General features: G+C 70.7%; 11 protein-coding genes. 7 read left to right on the top strand and 4 right to left on the bottom strand.

Annotated elements, in window-relative coordinates:
* Positions 1–33 precede the first annotated feature (33 nt).
* The 6 genes from ggt (at position 34) to ppdK (ending at position 8,267) form a co-directional block, all read left to right on the top strand.
* Complete coding sequence (gene ggt, locus ACQ860_RS19515) at positions 34–1,689, top strand: gamma-glutamyltransferase (protein WP_431304998.1); 1,656 nt, start codon at positions 34–36, stop codon at positions 1,687–1,689.
* A 183-nt stretch (positions 1,690–1,872) separates the two neighbouring features.
* Positions 1,873–2,730 (top strand): glycine--tRNA ligase subunit alpha, encoded by an 858-nt coding sequence (locus tag ACQ860_RS19510; protein ID WP_431304997.1) that lies wholly within the window; start codon positions 1,873–1,875, stop codon positions 2,728–2,730.
* 26 nt (positions 2,731–2,756) lie between these two features.
* Entirely contained in the window at positions 2,757–3,005 is a 249-nt protein-coding gene (locus tag ACQ860_RS19505; protein WP_431304996.1) for a type II toxin-antitoxin system VapB family antitoxin, read from the top strand.
* Entirely contained in the window at positions 3,002–3,391 is a 390-nt protein-coding gene (locus tag ACQ860_RS19500) for a type II toxin-antitoxin system VapC family toxin (protein ID WP_431304995.1), read from the top strand. The genes ACQ860_RS19505 and ACQ860_RS19500 overlap by 4 nt, the downstream gene beginning before the upstream one ends.
* The gene (gene glyS / locus ACQ860_RS19495; RefSeq protein ID WP_431304994.1) at positions 3,391–5,580 is read left to right on the top strand and encodes a glycine--tRNA ligase subunit beta; all 2,190 of its coding nucleotides are present in this window, start codon (positions 3,391–3,393) and stop codon (positions 5,578–5,580) included. Before ACQ860_RS19500 ends, glyS begins: the two co-directional genes overlap by 1 nt.
* A gap of 11 nt (positions 5,581–5,591) precedes the next feature.
* Positions 5,592–8,267, top strand: a complete 2,676-nt coding sequence (ppdK, locus tag ACQ860_RS19490; RefSeq protein ID WP_431304993.1) for a pyruvate, phosphate dikinase — start codon at positions 5,592–5,594, stop codon at positions 8,265–8,267.
* Positions 8,268–8,285: 18 nt separating this feature from the next.
* On the opposite strand, the gene ACQ860_RS19485 is transcribed toward ppdK, so the two are convergent.
* Together ACQ860_RS19485 and ACQ860_RS19480 are read right to left on the bottom strand one after the other, a co-directional pair.
* On the bottom strand, positions 8,286–10,985 hold the full coding sequence (locus ACQ860_RS19485; RefSeq protein ID WP_431304992.1) for a response regulator: 2,700 nt from the start codon (positions 10,983–10,985) through the stop codon (positions 8,286–8,288).
* Positions 10,901–12,505 (bottom strand): chemotaxis protein CheB, encoded by a 1,605-nt coding sequence (locus tag ACQ860_RS19480; protein ID WP_431304991.1) that lies wholly within the window; start codon positions 12,503–12,505, stop codon positions 10,901–10,903. Before ACQ860_RS19480 ends, ACQ860_RS19485 begins: the two co-directional genes overlap by 85 nt.
* Positions 12,506–12,810: 305 nt before the next feature.
* Between ACQ860_RS19480 and ACQ860_RS19475 the strand changes: the two genes are divergently transcribed.
* On the top strand, positions 12,811–13,179 hold the full coding sequence (locus tag ACQ860_RS19475; RefSeq protein ID WP_431304990.1) for a response regulator: 369 nt from the start codon (positions 12,811–12,813) through the stop codon (positions 13,177–13,179).
* 97 nt (positions 13,180–13,276) lie between these two features.
* Here ACQ860_RS19475 and ACQ860_RS19470 read toward each other — a convergent pair whose 3' ends face one another.
* Together ACQ860_RS19470 and ACQ860_RS19465 are read right to left on the bottom strand one after the other, a co-directional pair.
* Complete coding sequence (locus ACQ860_RS19470) at positions 13,277–14,860, bottom strand: ABC transporter substrate-binding protein (RefSeq protein WP_431304989.1); 1,584 nt, start codon at positions 14,858–14,860, stop codon at positions 13,277–13,279.
* 96 nt (positions 14,861–14,956) lie between these two features.
* On the bottom strand, positions 14,957–15,739 hold the full coding sequence (locus tag ACQ860_RS19465; protein WP_431304988.1) for a succinate dehydrogenase iron-sulfur subunit: 783 nt from the start codon (positions 15,737–15,739) through the stop codon (positions 14,957–14,959).
* Between the last annotated feature and the right edge of the window lies 1 nt (position 15,740).

The raw sequence follows: 15,740 nt of genomic DNA, 5'->3' as shown, positions 1-15,740 counted from the left end.
GCCGCCCGGCCGGCATCGCGCGAGCCTTCGCGCATGAGCGATTGGCAGGCCCGCGCGGGCACCGTCTTCACCCCCCGCAAGCAGCCGGCCACCGGCGCGCGCGGCATGGTCGTCACCAACCACCCGGCGGCGAGTGCCGCCGGCGCGCAGATGCTGGCCGAGGGCGGCAATGCCGTGGATGCCGCCGTCGCCGCCATCCTGGCGCTCTCGGTCTGCGAGCCGATGATGGTGGGCCTCTTCGGCGGCGGCCTGATGCATCTGGCGCATCCGGACGGGACGCATGAGGTGCTGGACGGCATGGCCTGCGCGCCCTTCTCGGCCCGGCCCGAAATGTTCGAGGGGCGCGAGCCGCATCGCCAGTTGCGCGGCGGGCAGTCGGTCGCGGTGCCGGCGAACCTGCTGGCCTGGGAGGCGGCGCTGACACGGCATGGGCGGTTTTCCATGGCCGATGTGGTGGCGCCCGCGATCCGGCTGGCCGAGCGCGGCTTCACCGTCTCGGGCTATCTGAACGAGTGCATCCAGGAGACGGCGGCGGATCTGGCGCTCGATTCCGGGATGGCGCGGCTGTTCCTGCCGGATGGCGCGCCGCTGGCGGTGGGCGCGCGCCTCGTGAACGGCGCGCTGGGCGAGACGCTGCGGACCATCGCGGCGGAGGGCGCGGATGCGCTGCACCAGGGCGACCTCGGCACCTCGGCCAGCCATGACCTGGCGCGCAAGGGCGGCATCATCACGACGGATGACCTGGCCGCCGCCCGCGTGATCCGGCGCGAGGCGGTGCGCGGCACCTATCGCGGCATCGAGGTCTATGGCCCCCCGCCGCCCTCGGCCGGGGGCGTGCATGTGCTGCAGATGCTGAACCTGCTGGAGGCCTATGACATCGCGGCCAGCGGCTTCGGCACGCCGGCCACGCTGCACCTGATCGCCGAGGCGCTCAGGATGGCCTTCGCAGACCGCGCGGTGGCCACGGCCGATCCGGCCTTCCTCAAGGTGCCGGTGGCGAAGCTGATCAGCAAGGAATACGCGGCCGAGCGGCGCGGCTTCCTCGACCTCGCGCGAGCGCAGGTCTGGACGGCGGGGCTGACCAACCGGGAGAGCGCGAACACCACCCACATCACGGTGGCTGATGGCGAGGGGCGGATCGCCTGCTGCACGCACACCATCAACAGCCTGTTCGGCGCCAAGATCCTGCTGCGCGAGAGCGGGCTGATCCCGAACAACTACATGGCGCTCTTCGACCCGCGCCCGGGCCTCGCGCAGTCCATCGAGCCGGGCAAGCGCGTCACCACCTCCATGTCGCCGCTGATCCTGCGGCGCGACGGGGCGCCTTACGCGGCGCTGGGGCTGCCGGGGGGCCTGCGCATCTTCGCCTCGACCTTCCAGGCGGTGATGAACCTGGTGGATCACGGCATGTCGGTGCAGGAGGCGGTGGAGGCGCCGCGCGCCTGGACCATGGGCGGCCCGCTGGAGATGGAGCCCGCCTTCGGCGCCGCGACGCGCGAGGCGCTGGCCGCGATGGGGCATGAGCCGCTCGCCGTGCCGCATGTGGCGGGCGGCATGGGGGCGATCCGCTTCCACGCGGATGGGATGATGGAGGGCGCCTCCTGCTGGCGGGCGGATGGCGCGCCGGTGGGGATTGGCGGCGGGCCGGCGGCGAGTGGGGTGCGCTTTTTTCCCGACGTGACGCGGTAGACGTTTTTGATGCCCTCAGGCGCCGGGCGCGCGCTCCGCGCGCTTGGCTTCGCCGCGCCACGGGCGCACTGGGCGACACGGGCTCGTGGGCGGCGCCGGCCGCCATGCGGCCGGGTGATTCCGGCGAGGCGGGCATGCGCGCCGCCCGTTGGAGATCGCGGCGCGCGGCGCTAGAAGCCCCGCATGACCAAGCCGCTCAGCTTCCAGGACATGATCCTCACCCTGCACCGCAGCTGGGCGGCGCAGGGCTGCCTCATCCTCCAGCCCTATGACATGGAGATGGGCGCGGGCACCTTCCATCCGGCCACCACGCTGCGCGCGCTGGGGCCCAAGCCCTGGTCGGCCGCCTATGTGCAGCCCTCGCGCCGGCCCTCGGATGGCCGCTATGGCGAGAATCCGAACCGGCTGCAGCACTATTACCAGTACCAGGTCATCATGAAGCCCTCGCCGCGCGACCCGCAGGCCCTGCTGCTGGAGAGCTACAAGGCGCTCGGCCTCGACCCCGCGCTGCATGACATCCGCTTCGTGGAGGATGACTGGGAAAGCCCGACGCTGGGCGCCTGGGGCCTGGGCTGGGAGGTCTGGTGCGACGGGATGGAGGTGACGCAGTTCACCTATTTCCAGCAGGTGGGCGGCATCCCCTGCGAGGTGCCGAGCTGCGAGCTGACCTACGGGTTGGAACGCCTGGCCATGTACATCCAGGGCGTCGAGAACGTGTACGACCTCGACTTCAACGGCCGCGGCGTGACCTATGGCGATGTCTTCCACCGCGCCGAGGTGGAATACAGCGCGCATAATTTCGAGCACGCCGACGTGGCGCTGCTGAAGCGGCAATTCGAGGAGGCCGAGCAGGAATGCCATGCGCTGGTGGCGCGGCACCTGGCCCTGCCCGCCTATGACCACTGCATCAAGGCGTCCCACCGCTTCAACCTGCTGGATGCGCGGGGTGCGATCAGCGTGACCGAGCGCGCGGCCTATATCGGGCGCGTGCGGGCGCTGGCGAAGGCCTGCTGCGAAAGCTGGCTTCGGGAACCGGTCTAGGGTAGAATTTCATCGGAGATTCTACCATGGGGCAGCTGAACATCAAGGACGAGGCGCTGATCGAGAGGCTTCGCCGCATCGCGGCGCGGCGCCAGACCAGCGTCACCGATGCGCTGCGCCAATTGGTGGACGCGGCCGAGGCGCAGGAGGAGGAGCGGGTGGCCGAGCGGCTGGCCGCGATCCGGGAGATCACGCGCAACGCCTCGCGCCTGTTTCCGCCGGGCACGACGAGCGATCATTCCGACCTCTATGACGAGAACGGCCTGCCGAAGTGATCATCGACACCTCGGCCCTCTGCGCCATGCTCTACGAGGAGGAGGATGCGCCCGACATGGAGCGCGCCCTGGCCTTGCGCGGCGAGTGCGGGATCTCGGCGGCCACGCTGGTGGAGGCCTACATGGTCTGCGAGGGCCGCGGCGGGGCGGATGCGGCGGCGCGGCTGGATGCCCTGTTGGGGCGTATCTCGGCCAGGGTCATCCCCTTCACGGCCGAACACGCGGCCCTGGCGCGCGAGGGGTTTCGCCGCTTCGGCAAGGGGCGCCACCCGGCCGGCCTGAATTTCGGCGATTGCTTCGCCTATGCGCTCGCGCGCGCCCGCCACGAACCCCTCCTCTTCAAGGGCGATGATTTCGCCCAAACCGATGTGAAAGCCGCCCTCTAGTGCCCGAATTGCTGATCGAACTCCTCACCGAGGAAATCCCCGCGCGCATGCAGGCGCGGGCCGCCGAAGATCTTTCGCGCCTCATCAAGCCGGCGCTGGCGCCGCTCTTGCAAGGCGAGGCGCGGGGCTTCTACGGCCCGCGCCGCATCGGCCTGGTCGCCGAGATGGCGCTCTCCGCCGAGACGGCGGCGAAGGAGGAACGCGGGCCGCGCGTGGGCGCGCCCGAACAGGCGCTGGCGGGCTTCCTCAAGAAGCACAGCGCGACGGCGGATATGCTGGTGGAGCAGAACGGCTTCCTGGTGCTGGTGAAGCCGGGCGAGACCATCACGGCCGAGGCGCTGCTGACGCGCGCCCTGCCCGAGCTGCTCTGGGCCTTCCCCTGGCCCAAATCCATGCGCTGGGGCGTCAGCCAGTTCAACTGGGTGCGGCCCTTGCAGCGCATCCTCTGCCTGCTGGATGGGCGCGTGGTGCCGGTACGCCTCGCGCGCGGCGAGGATGCGGCGCATGGGCTGGTGGCGGCCGACGTGACCGAGGGCCATCGCGTGCATGCGCCCGGCGCCGTGGCCGTGACGGGCCATGCCGATTACCTGGCCAAGCTGCGCGCGCATTACGTGATCGCCGATGTGGCGGAGCGGATGTCGCTGATCCGCGATGGCGTGGCGAAACTCGCCGCCGAGAAGGGCCTGGAGGTGGTGCCCGATGAGGGGCTGCTGGCCGAGGTCGCGGGGCTGGTGGAATGGCCGGTGCCGCTGCTCGGCCGCATCGACGACGCCTTCATGGACCTGCCGGCCGAGGTGATGCGGACCTCGATGCGCGTGAACCAGCGCTACTTTTCCCTGTGCCATCCGGATGGGCGGGCGGCGCCGTTCTTCGGGATCGTGTCCAACATCGCCGCTTCCGATGGCGGCGCCGCCCTGGTGGCGGGGAATGAGCGCGTGCTGCGCGCGCGGCTCTCGGATGCGCGCTTCTTCTGGGACCAGGACCGCAAGCAGAAGCTGGAGGAGTTCCTGCCGAAGCTCACGGGCGTGGTGTTCCACGCCAAGCTCGGCACCCAGGCGCAGCGGGTGGAGCGGATCGCGAAGCTCGCCGCGCATCTGGCGCCGATGGTGGGGGCGGATGCCCAGCTCGCCGAGCGCGCGGCGCGGCTGGCCAAGGCGGACCTCGCCTCCGGCATGGTGGGCGAGTTCCCGGAATTGCAGGGCATCATGGGCGGCTACTACGCGCGGCTGCAGGGCGAGGATGCGCGCGTCGCGGACGCCATCGCCCAGCATTACCGGCCACTCGGGCCCACCGATGAGGTCCCGCGCGAGCCGGTGGCGGTGGCCGTGGCGCTGGCGGACAAGATCGACCAGCTGGCCGGCTTCTTCATCATCGGCGAGAAGCCGAGCGGCAGTGGCGACCCCTATGCGCTGCGGCGCGCGGCCCTCGGCCTCATCCGCATCATCCGCGAGGCGCGGCTCCGGCTGCCGCTGCGCGTGCCCTTCCTGGAGCACAGCGCGGCCGTGATCGGCCAGATCTACAACACGCACGTCTCCGCCGCGCAGCATGAGCTGGACCGGCTGGACGAGGCCTTCCCATGGCTGGGGCTCAAGGCCCTATCCGTGGGCGACAAGGCCGTCGCGGAGGAAGAGGGGCACGGCCCGCTCTACCGCTACGCGGAGTATCGCGATGCGACCAGCGGCGCGCTGCGCGAATTCATCGCCGAGCGCCTGCGCGTCCAGCTCCGCGCCGAGGGCGCGCGGCACGATATCATCGCCGCCAGCCTCATCGGGGATGACGACATCCTGCGCATCCTCGCCCGCGCGGATGCGCTCCGGGCCCTGGTCGAGTCGGAGGACGGCACCAACCTTCTCGCCGCCTACAAGCGCGCCCAGAACATCCTGCGCATCGAGGAGAAGAAGGACGGCCCGCATGACGGCCCGGTGGACGAGGCCCTGCTGGCCCTGCCGCAGGAGCAGGCGCTGAACGCCGCGCTCACCACCGCCGAGGGGGCCGTCACCCAGGCGCTCGCGGCCGAGGACTTCCCCGCCGCCATGGCCAGCCTCGCCGCCCTCCGGACCCCGGTGGATGCCTTCTTCGAGGGCGTGATGGTCAATGACCCCTCGTTACGCCAGAACCGTTTGCGGCTATTGTCACGCCTCAGGCGCGCCATGGATCAGGTGGCGGACCTGTCAAAGATCGAATCCTGAAGGAACCTCGCATGACCCAGTGGGTGTACAGCTTCGGCGCCGGGCACAATGAAGGCCGCGCCGACATGCGCAACCTGTTGGGCGGCAAGGGCGCCAACCTGGCCGAGATGGCCAGCATCGGCCTGCCCGTCCCCCCCGGCTTCACCATCACGACCGAGGTCTGCACCTACTACTACGACCATGGCCAGCAATACCCGGCCGACCTGAAGGCCGCCGTGAACGCGGCGCTGGCCCGCGTCGAGGCCGCGGTCGGCCTGAAGTTCGGCGACACCGAGAAGCCGCTGCTGGTCTCCGTCCGCTCCGGCGCGCGCGTCTCCATGCCGGGCATGATGGACACGGTGCTGAACCTCGGCCTGAACGACCAGACCGTCGAAGGGCTCGCCCGCGCCTCGGGCGATGCGCGCTTCGCCTGGGACAGCTACCGCCGCTTCATCCAGATGTTCGGCGCGGTCGTCCTCAACGTGGACCACCACCAGTTCGAGGACATCATCGAGGGCGTGAAGCTCGACCGCGGCGTGGCGGAGGACACCGCACTCACCGCCGAGGACTGGAAGATCGTGGCGGCCGGCTACAAGGACGTGGTGGCGGAAGCGACCGGCAAGCCCTTCCCGCAGGACCCGCATGACCAGCTCTGGGGCGCCATCGGCGCCGTCTTCGGCTCCTGGATGAATGCGCGGGCCAACACCTATCGCCGCCTGCACGACATCCCCGCGAGCTGGGGCACGGCGGTGAACGTCCAGGCCATGGTCTTCGGCAATATGGGCGAGGATTGCGCGACGGGCGTCTGCTTCACGCGCGACCCCTCCACCGGCGAGAACATGTTCTACGGCGAATACCTGGTGAACGCCCAGGGCGAGGATGTGGTGGCCGGCATCCGCACGCCGCAGCCCATGTCGTCGCTCCGCGCCAAGCCCGGCGAGAAGCCGATGGAAGAGGTGATGCCCGCCGCCTACCAGGAACTCGTCCGCGTCCGCGACGTGCTGGAAAAGCACTACAAGGACATGCAGGACATCGAGTTCACGGTGCAGCAGAACAAGCTCTACATGCTGCAGACGCGCAACGGGAAGCGCACCGCCGCCGCCTCGCTCAAGATCGCGGTGGACATGTGCGCCGAGGGGCTGATCGACCAGAAGGAGGCGATCAAGCGCGTCGCCCCCGGCTCGCTCGACCAGCTGCTGCACCCCACGCTGGACCCCAAGGCGCCGCGCAAGCTGCTCTCCAAGGGCCTGCCCGCCTCGCCGGGTGCAGCCTGCGGCGTCGTCGTCTTCTCCTCCGACGAGGCCGAGATGCGCTCGCAGAAGGGCGAGAGCGTCATCCTGGTCCGCATCGAGACGAGCCCCGAGGATATCCATGGCATGCACGCGGCGCGCGGCATCCTCACCACGCGCGGCGGCATGACCAGCCACGCTGCCGTGGTCGCGCGCGGCATGGGCCGGCCCTGCGTGGCCGGCGCCGGCGGCATCGCGGTGGATTACGCGGCGCAGGCGCTATCGGCCGGCGGGCATGTGGTCCGCGCGGGCGACACCATCACGCTGGATGGTGCGACGGGCGAGATCTTCCTCGGCTCCGTGCCGATGATCGAGCCCAAGCTCTCGGGCGATTTCGCCAAGCTCATGGAATGGGCCGATGGCGTGCGCCGCATGAAGGTGCGCGCCAATGCCGAAACCCCGCTCGATGCGGAGACGGCGCGCAAGTTCGGCGCCGAGGGCATCGGCCTCTGCCGCACCGAGCACATGTTCTTCGACCCCGCGCGCATCGGCGCGGTGCGCCAGATGATCATGGCCGAGCATGAGGAAGGCCGGCGCGCGGCGCTCGCCAAGCTGCTGCCCTTCCAGCGCAGCGACTTCACCGAGCTGTTCCGCATTATGGCGGGCCTGCCGGTGACCATCCGCCTGCTCGACCCGCCGCTGCACGAATTCCTGCCGCACACGGAGGAGGAGATCGCGGAAGTGGCGGTCGGCCTCGGCGTGGAGGCGAGCGCCATGCAGCGCCGCGCGGCGGATCTCTCGGAAGCCAACCCGATGCTCGGCCATCGCGGCTGCCGCCTCGGCATCTCCTTCCCCGAGATCTACGAGATGCAGGCCCGCGCCATCTTCGAGGCGGCCATCGCGGTCGCCAAGGAGACCGGCACGGCCCCCATCCCGGAGATCATGATCCCGCTCGTCATGTCCAAGCGCGAGTTGGACATCACCCGCGCGCAGGTCGAGGGCATCGCCGCCAAGGTCTTCGCCGAGGCGGGCACGACGATCGAGTACATGATCGGCACCATGATCGAGCTGCCGCGCGCCTGCCTCACCGCCGATTCCATCGCGGAATCGGCCGATTTCTTCTCCTTCGGCACCAACGACCTGACGCAGACCACCTTCGGCCTCTCGCGCGACGATGCCGGCAAGTTCCTGCCGGCCTATGTCGAGAAGAACATCATCCCGAAGGACCCCTTCGTCTCGATCGACCCGGAAGGTGTCGGCGCGCTGGTGAAGATCGCGGCCAAGAAGGGGCGGCGCGTGAAGAACGGCCTCAAGCTCGGCATCTGCGGCGAGCATGGCGGCGACCCGGCCTCGATCCAGTTCTGCGAGACCGTGCAGCTCGACTACGTCTCCTGCTCGCCCTACCGCGTGCCGGTGGCCCGCCTGGCGGCGGCGCAGGCGGCGCTGGACAGCGCGGGCCGGACCGACCGGACCGCCTGAGGGACGAAGCGCGCGGCCCTACCCCTCGCCGCCTGGAACGGTCGGGGGGGCCGCGGCCGCGAGCGCGAGTCGCGCCAATTCCGGCAGCGACCGCACGCCCGCCCTGCGCATGATCGTCGCCCGGTGCGTCTCCACCGTGCGCTGGCTGATGCCGAGATGGGCCGCGATGTTCTTGTTCGCCTGGCCGGCCAGGATGCGGTCCATGATCTCACGCTGGCGCGGCGTCAGCGCGGCGATGCGCTCGGCCGCCGCGCGCTGCCACTCCGTTAGCTCCACGGCATCGCGTGACCGTTCGATCGCCCGCTCCACGCATTCCAGCAAGGCGGCCGCCTGCACCGGCTTCTCCAGGAAATCCGAGGCGCCGGCGCGCATCGCCTCCACCGCCGCTCCCACATCGCCGAAGCCGGTGATCACGATGGCGGGCGTCGCATCGCCGGCCAGGCGGAGCCGCCGCAGCAGATCGAAGCCGCTCATCCCCGGCAGTTGCGCGTCGAGCACGATGCAGCCGCCCGGCGCCGGACGGTAGGCGGCGAGGAAGGCCTCGGCGCTCGCGTGATCGGCGACGGGCCGCCCCGGCCCTTCCAGGATGCGGCGCAGCGCGACGCGGATCTGCCCGTCGTCATCCACCACATGCAGCCCCCCAGCGACCACGGGGCCGGCCGGGAGGTCGGGGGCGGGTTCCTGCTCCAGCAACGTCCGCACCGCGCCGATCAGCTCCGTCGGCAGGATGGGCTTGCGCAGCCGGGTCCATGGCGCCGTCCCCGCGTCCGGTTCCCCCTCGACGGCGGTCAGCAGGAGCACCGGGAGGGCGCCTCCCAGTTGCGTCCGAAGGCGCAGCGCCAGGGCCGGGCCATCCAGCCCGCCGGGCAGCGCATGGTCGGTCAGGAGGAGGTCGGGCCGGATCGCCCCGCGGGAGACCAGGCTCAGCGCCTCCGGCCCAGTGGCCACGGACAGCACCTGGTGCCCCTCCGCCCGCAGCAGGCTGACGAGGAGGTCGCGGAGGTCGGGGTCGTCCTCCACCACGAGGATGGCCGCCCGGGGGCCCGGACGTTCGGGGGCGGTGGTCACGTCGGCCCCGTCCGACCCGGCCACCATCGGGACTTCGATGGAAAAGACCGAGCCGCGCCCCGGCTCGCTCCGCACGCGCAGCCGGTGGCCGAGCAGGTCCGCCAGGCGACGGACGATGGCGAGGCCGAGGCCGAGGCCCTTCGCGCGCTCACGCGCCGCGTTGTCGAGCTGGCGGTACTCCTCGAACACGGCCGGAAGATCCTCGGCCGGGATGCCGATGCCGGTGTCCCACACCTCGATGGCGAGCGCATCGCCGCGCCGCCGGCAGCCCACCAGCACCCGCCCCGCCCGCGTGTATTTCAGCGCGTTGGAGAGGAGGTTGCGGAGGATCTGCCCGAGAAGCCGCGGATCGCTCCGGACGAAGCGACTGCAGGGCACCGAGCGCAGCATGAGGTCCCGGCCCGCCGCGAGATAGCCGAACTCGGCGACGAGGCCCTCCAGCAGCGGCCCCACCTCGAACTCGGCGGGCTGCGGGATGAGCGCGCCCGCCTCGATCTGGTTGAGGTCCAGCAGGCCATCCAGCATGCCCGCCATAGCCGACACCGTGGACCCCATCAGGACCACCAGCCGCCGCTGCTCCTCGCCCTGGACCATGCGGGCCTGGAGCGCCTGCAGCAGCGTCAGGGTCTGCAGCGGCTGGCGCAGGTCGTGGCTCGCGGCGCTCAGGAAGCGCGACTTCGCCGCATTCGCCTCTTCCGCGCGCCGGGTCGCCGCCGCCAGCGCCTCGAGCGCGGCGCGCCGGGCGGTGATGTCGGAATAGGTGATGACGACGCCGTCCACCCCGTCCGCACGGCCGCGATAGGGCAGGGCCCGGCGGCTGAACCAGACGTTCCCCGGGGCCTCCACCTCCTGCGGCGGGGGAGCATCGCCCCGCAGGACGGCCGCGGCGTCCTCCAGCAGCGCGGGGTCGGACGCCAGGGGCCGAAGGTCGGCCAGGGGGCGGCCGACATCCCCGGGCAGGACGCCGAACACCGCCCGCGTGGCGGGCGTGAAGAACCGGATGCGGAGCTGACGGTCGAGGAAGAGGGTCGCGACGTCGGTGCTGTAGAGCACGTTCTGCAGGTCATCCGAGGTGGTGCGGCTGGCCTCGAGCGTCTCCTGCAGCTGCCCGTTCAGCACGGTCAGCTCCTCGTTGAGCGATTGCAGCTCCTCCTTCGAGGTCAGCAGCTCCTCGTTGGTGGATTGGTACTCCTCGCTGACGGACAGCGCCTCGTCGCGCGCGGTGCGCTGTTCCTCGCCGGCCGCTTCCAGCTCCTGGATCGCGCCGCGCAGCTCGGCGCGCGTGACCTCCAGTTCGCGTTCCAGCGCGGCGATCTGGGATTCGGGATGCGCCGGGCGGCCCTTCGGGACCGGCGCCACCTCCGTCGCATCGAGGAAGCTGACGAGGAGCATCGCCTCGCCCTCATCCGTCACGGCGCGCACCTCGATGACCGGCGCCGCCGTGGCATCCCGCGTGAGGCCGTCCCCCTTGCCGCGCATCAGCTCCATCGCCGCGCGCAGCCGGCCGCGCAGCGCCGGGCGGACGAGAGTGATGATGTCCTGCGTCGCCGGCCCGCGCGCATGGATCAGGTGCCGCTCGATCGGGCCCAGCGCATGGAGGCAGCGCCCCGCCACATCCACGAGGACGCAGGCGGGGGCGTGGTGGAGCACGACGAGGCGCCGGCACAGCTCGGCCAGCCGGCCTCGCGATGCGCGGCGGCCGGGCGGGGCGCGGGCCGGACGCCATCCGCCGCGCGGGCGAGCAGCCCGGGCGGCGGCAGGGGCGCGGGGCCGGTGCGCCGCCACAGGCGCTCGCCGGCCGCGGCCACTTCGAAGCCGGCCGCCTCGGCGATCGTCTCCGCCGCGCCGAGCAGCAGGAGGCCGCCCGGGCGCAGCGCGAAGCGGAAGAGCCCGATGACGCGCGCCTGCGATTCCGGCCTCAGATAGATGAGGAGGTTGCGGCAGGAGACGAAATCAATGCGCGAGAAGGGCGGATCGGTGATCGCGTCCTGCACGCTGAACACCACCTGCGACCGCAGCGCGGTCGTGATGCAGAAGCCATTCTCCTCCGGCACGAAGAACGCCTTGAGCCGCTCGGCCGAGACCTCGCCCGCGATGCTGGCGGGGTAGAGGGCCTGGCGCGCCTGCGCCACCGCGTCCGCATCCTTGTCGGAGGCGAAGATCTGCAGCTGGATGCCACGCCCATCGGCCGCGATCGCTTCCTGGAACAGCATGGCCAGGGACCAGGCTTCCTCACCCGTGCTGCAGGCGACGACCCAGACCCGCAAGGGGCGCGCCGGCGCATGCGCGGCGACCAGATCGGGGATGGCGCGGGCCGCCAGGACCTCGAACACCTCGGGGTCGCGGAAGAAGCTGGTGACGTGGATCAGCAGATCCTTGACGAGTTGCGTCTGTTCCGCGGGGTCCTCCCGCAGGCGCGCGGTATAGGCCGCGCGCGTCGCGCAGCCGACGAGGGCCATGCGGCGCTCGACGCGCCGCATCAATGTGCCGGGCTTGTAGGGCGTGAAATCCTGCCCCGTCCGCTCGCGCAGCAATGCGACGATCGGCGTGAGGTCATCCTCCGCGGGCTGCGGCGCCTCGCGCAGGCGCCGCAGCAGCGCCTCCGCCATGGCGGCGACGGGGAGGACGGCGTCAACCGCCCCGGCCGCGATCACGGCGCGCGGCATGCCATCGAAATCCGCCTCGGCCGGGTCCTGCGCCAGCACGAAGCCGCCGCGCGTCCTGAGCGCGAGCGCGCCTTCCTTCCCGTCCTCGCCGGAGCCGGAGAGCACGACGGCCATCGCACGCTCGGGCGCCGGCCCCTGCGCGAGCGAGCGCAGCAGGAAGTCGAAGGGCAGGCGGGCGCCGTGGCGTTCGGCGGGCGCGGAGAGGCTCAGCATTCCCCCGCGCACCGCCAGAGCGGCCCCCGGGGGGATGATGTAGAGATGCCCCGCCTCCACCCGCATGCCGTCGGCCGCCGTGTGCACGACGAGCGAGGTGTGGGGTGCCAGCAGTTCCGCGAGGAGGCTGTGGTGATCGGGATCGAGATGCTGGACGAGGACGGCGGCGAATTCCACCTCGGCGGGCAGCGCCTCCAGGAAACCGCGATAGGCCGCGAGGCCGCCGGCAGAGGCGCCGATCGCCAGGATCGGCGGGGCGGCTGACGCGGGATGGGGCGATGATGCAGGCACGGCACACTCCCGCTGCATCGCACCGGGGGCGCGAGAATTGCCAGGGTGAAATATAACATGGGTCATGCGTGGTGTCATCCATCCGGTGACGATCCGGCCCCGGGGAGAAGGTTGGACCACGCTGCGTTCACATGCGTTCACGCCGCGCGGTCCAGCCTTTGCTGAGAGGATGATTCAGCGTCTCGGCGAAAACGCCTCAACGCATCATGCCCTAGGTGTATTCCGAGGGGATACCGATGCCTCCGCTGCCCTAAGCTGCGCACCGGGCAGGTGACGCCCAGGGCTGGACCGGCGGAGATGTTTCGGTGCTGAACGTGCTCATCATCGAGGATGAACCTGTGATCGGCCTCCTGCTGCGGCACCTCCTCGCCGAGATGGGGCATGTCTGCGTCGGCGTCGAGGGCACCGAGGCGGGCGCGGTGGCGGCCGCGGCGCGGCTGCGGCCCACGCTGCTGCTGGTGGATTCGAAGCTGCGGCAAGGCACGGGCGGCGGCGCCCTTCGCCAGATCCTGGCGACCGGCTTCGTCCCGCATATCCTGATGAGCGGCGACAGTCAGGCCGCGGCGACGCCCGCGGAACCGGCTAAGGTCCGGATGCGAAAGCCGTTTACCGACCGGGACCTGGAGCGCGCGGTCGCCCAGGCGACCGGCGTCAGCTCAGCCGCCCGCGCATGAAGGCGGGGCGCATGGCGTAACGCCCTTCACGCGCGGGGCCGGGTGCCTTTCGGCGTGCCCGAATGGTCCATCATCGGCCGGCCCCGGCGCGGTCCGGTCAAACGCGCCGCACGTTCCAGAAGACGGGGATGCCGCCCGGCTGCATCACGCCCGTCAGGTTGCGCCGATGCGCCAGCGGCTGGAAGAACTGGCCGAGCGGGATATAGGGCACGTCCTCCAGCATCTGGCGCTGCATGTCGGCGGCGATGCGCTGCTGGGCCGGCAGGTCGGGCGCTTCGAACCAGGCGTCGCGGAGCGACTCCAGGCGGGCGCTTTCGGGCCAGCCGATGAAGCCCGCGCGCCCCTGGCCGCGCAGCATGAGGTGGCCGGCGGGGTTGAGGTGATCGAGGCCGCCCCAATTGGTGCAGAAAGCGCTCCAGCCGCCCTGGTCGATCGGGTTCTGCTGGGCGCGACGCTGGACGACGGTGCCCCAGTCCATGGACTGGAAGTCGATGTTGACGCCCAGGCGCCGGAACATGTCGGCGGCGACCTGCGACCAGGCGGCGAGGCTCGCGATGTCGGTGGTACCGAGCAGCACGATGCGCTCATTGGCATAACCGCTTTCGCGGATCATGCGGCGCGCCACGTCCATGTTGCGCTCGAACACCTCGAGGCCGACGGTGCTGGCGAGCGGCGTGCCGGGGGTGAAGGCGCCCACGCCCGACTTGAAGCCGGCGGGGTCGGTGCCCATGAAGGCGGTCATGTAGCTTGCCTGGTCCACCGCGCGCAGCAGGGCGCGGCGGAAGGCCGGGTTGTTCATCGGCGCGTGCAGGTGGTTGGGGCGCATCACCGCGATGGAGCCGAGCGGATCGGGCTGCACCACGGCGACGTTGCGGTTGCGGCCGAGCATGGGGGCGAGGTCGGGCGTGACCGTCTCCCACCAGTCCATCTCGCCCGAGGAGAGCGCGGCGGCGGCGGTCGCGAAGTCGGGCATGATGTGCCACTCGACGCGGTCGAAATGCACCACCTTGGGGCCGGCCGTGCCGGAGGGCGTGCCGCCCTGGCGCGGGCGATAGCCGGCGAAGCGCTCATAGACGACGCGGCTGCCGGAGACGAGCTCATCGCGCTTGAAGCTGAAGGGCCCGCTGCCGATCACCTGATCGGGGCGGATCTGGGTGAAGGCGTCGGTGGCCGCGATGCTGGCCGGCATGATGAAGGGCGCGTTGCTGGTGGGCTTGGCCAGGCTGTCCAGCATCAGGCCGAAGGGGCGGCTCAGGCGGATGGTGAAGCGGCGGTCGTCCAGCGCCACCATCTCCTCGGTGAGTGCGGCGAGGCGCGCGCCCATGGCGTCGCGCTTGCCCCAGCGCGCCAGCGAGGCGACGCAGTCGGCGGCGCGGACGGGTTCGCCATTGTGGAAGCGCAGGCCCTCGCGCAGGGTGAAGGTCCAGAGCTTGCCGTCATTCTCGACGGTGTGGCCTTCGACCATCTGCGGCTGCGGGCGGTATTCGGCGTCCAGGCCGTAGAGCGTGTCCCACACCATGAAGCCGTGGTTGCGGGTGATGTAGGCCGTGGTCCAGACCGGGTCCATCACGGTGAGGTTCGCGTGCGGCACCATCTTGAGGGTGCGCGCGGATTGCGACTGCGCGATGGAAGGGGCGGCGGCGATGGCGGCGCTGGCGCCCAGGAACTGACGACGATCCATGCTTGGTTTCCCGACATGCTGTGGTGTGCGGCCGCAGCATGGCGAGAAGGTTAACCGCCTGTCCACCAAAAATGGGACAGGCGGACAGGCGCCGGATCAACCCTGGCGGGCGACCATCATGGACTTGATCTTGCCGATCGCCTCGGCCGGGTTCAGCCCCTTCGGGCAGGTCCGCGTGCAGTTCATGATGGTGTGGCAGCGATAGAGCCGGAAGGGGTCTTCCAGATTGTCCAGCCGCTCGCCCGTCGCCTCGTCGCGGCTGTCGGCGATCCAGCGATAGGCGGCCAGCAGGATGGCGGGGCCCAGGTAGCGGTCGCCATTCCACCAGTAGCTGGGGCAGGAGGTGGAGCAGCAGAAGCACAGGATGCATTCCCACATCCCGTCCATCTTCGCGCGCTCCTCCTTGGACTGGCGGCGCTCCTCATCGGGCGGCGGCGGCGTGTCGCTCTTCAGCCAGGGCTCGATGCTGCGATACTGCGCGTAGAGCTGCGACAGGTCGGGCACCAGATCCTTCACCACCGGCAAATGCGGCAGCGGGCTGATGCGGACATCGCCCTTCACCTCGTCGATGGGCTTGAGGCAGGCGAGCGTGTTCAGCCCATCGATGTTCATCGAGCAGGAGCCGCAGATGCCCTCGCGGCAGGAACGCCGGAAGGTGAGCGTGCTGTCCACCTCGTTCTTGATCTTGATGAGCGCGTCCAGGACCATCGGGCCGCACTTGTCCATGTCCACCTCGAAGGTGTCGGTGCGGGGGTTGGCCCCGTCATCCGGATCCCAGCGGTAGATCTTGAACGCCTTGACGTTGGTGGCGCCTTCCGGCGCCTTGTGCGTCTTGCCGCCCTGGACGGTCGAGTTCTTGGGGAGGGTGAAGGTCGCCATC

The sequence above is a fragment of the Sediminicoccus sp. BL-A-41-H5 genome, assembly GCF_050632405.1.
In the GTDB taxonomy this organism is placed as follows: domain Bacteria; phylum Pseudomonadota; class Alphaproteobacteria; order Acetobacterales; family Acetobacteraceae; genus Roseococcus.
This window is presented reverse-complemented; position numbering and strand designations above follow the sequence as displayed.

Bases quoted from the DNA above. Each gene is read 5' to 3' on its own strand.
- ACQ860_RS19465 (WP_431304988.1), bottom strand. From the start codon at position 15,739: ATGGCGACCTTCACCCTCCCCAAGAACTCGACCGTCCAGGGCGGCAAG.
- ACQ860_RS19505 (WP_431304996.1), top strand. From the start codon at position 2,757: ATGGGGCAGCTGAACATCAAGGACGAGGCGCTGATCGAGAGGCTTCGC.
- ggt (WP_431304998.1), top strand. From the start codon at position 34: ATGAGCGATTGGCAGGCCCGCGCGGGCACCGTCTTCACCCCCCGCAAG.
- ACQ860_RS19470 (WP_431304989.1), bottom strand. From the start codon at position 14,860: ATGGATCGTCGTCAGTTCCTGGGCGCCAGCGCCGCCATCGCCGCCGCC.
- ppdK (WP_431304993.1), top strand. From the start codon at position 5,592: ATGACCCAGTGGGTGTACAGCTTCGGCGCCGGGCACAATGAAGGCCGC.
- ACQ860_RS19510 (WP_431304997.1), top strand. From the start codon at position 1,873: ATGACCAAGCCGCTCAGCTTCCAGGACATGATCCTCACCCTGCACCGC.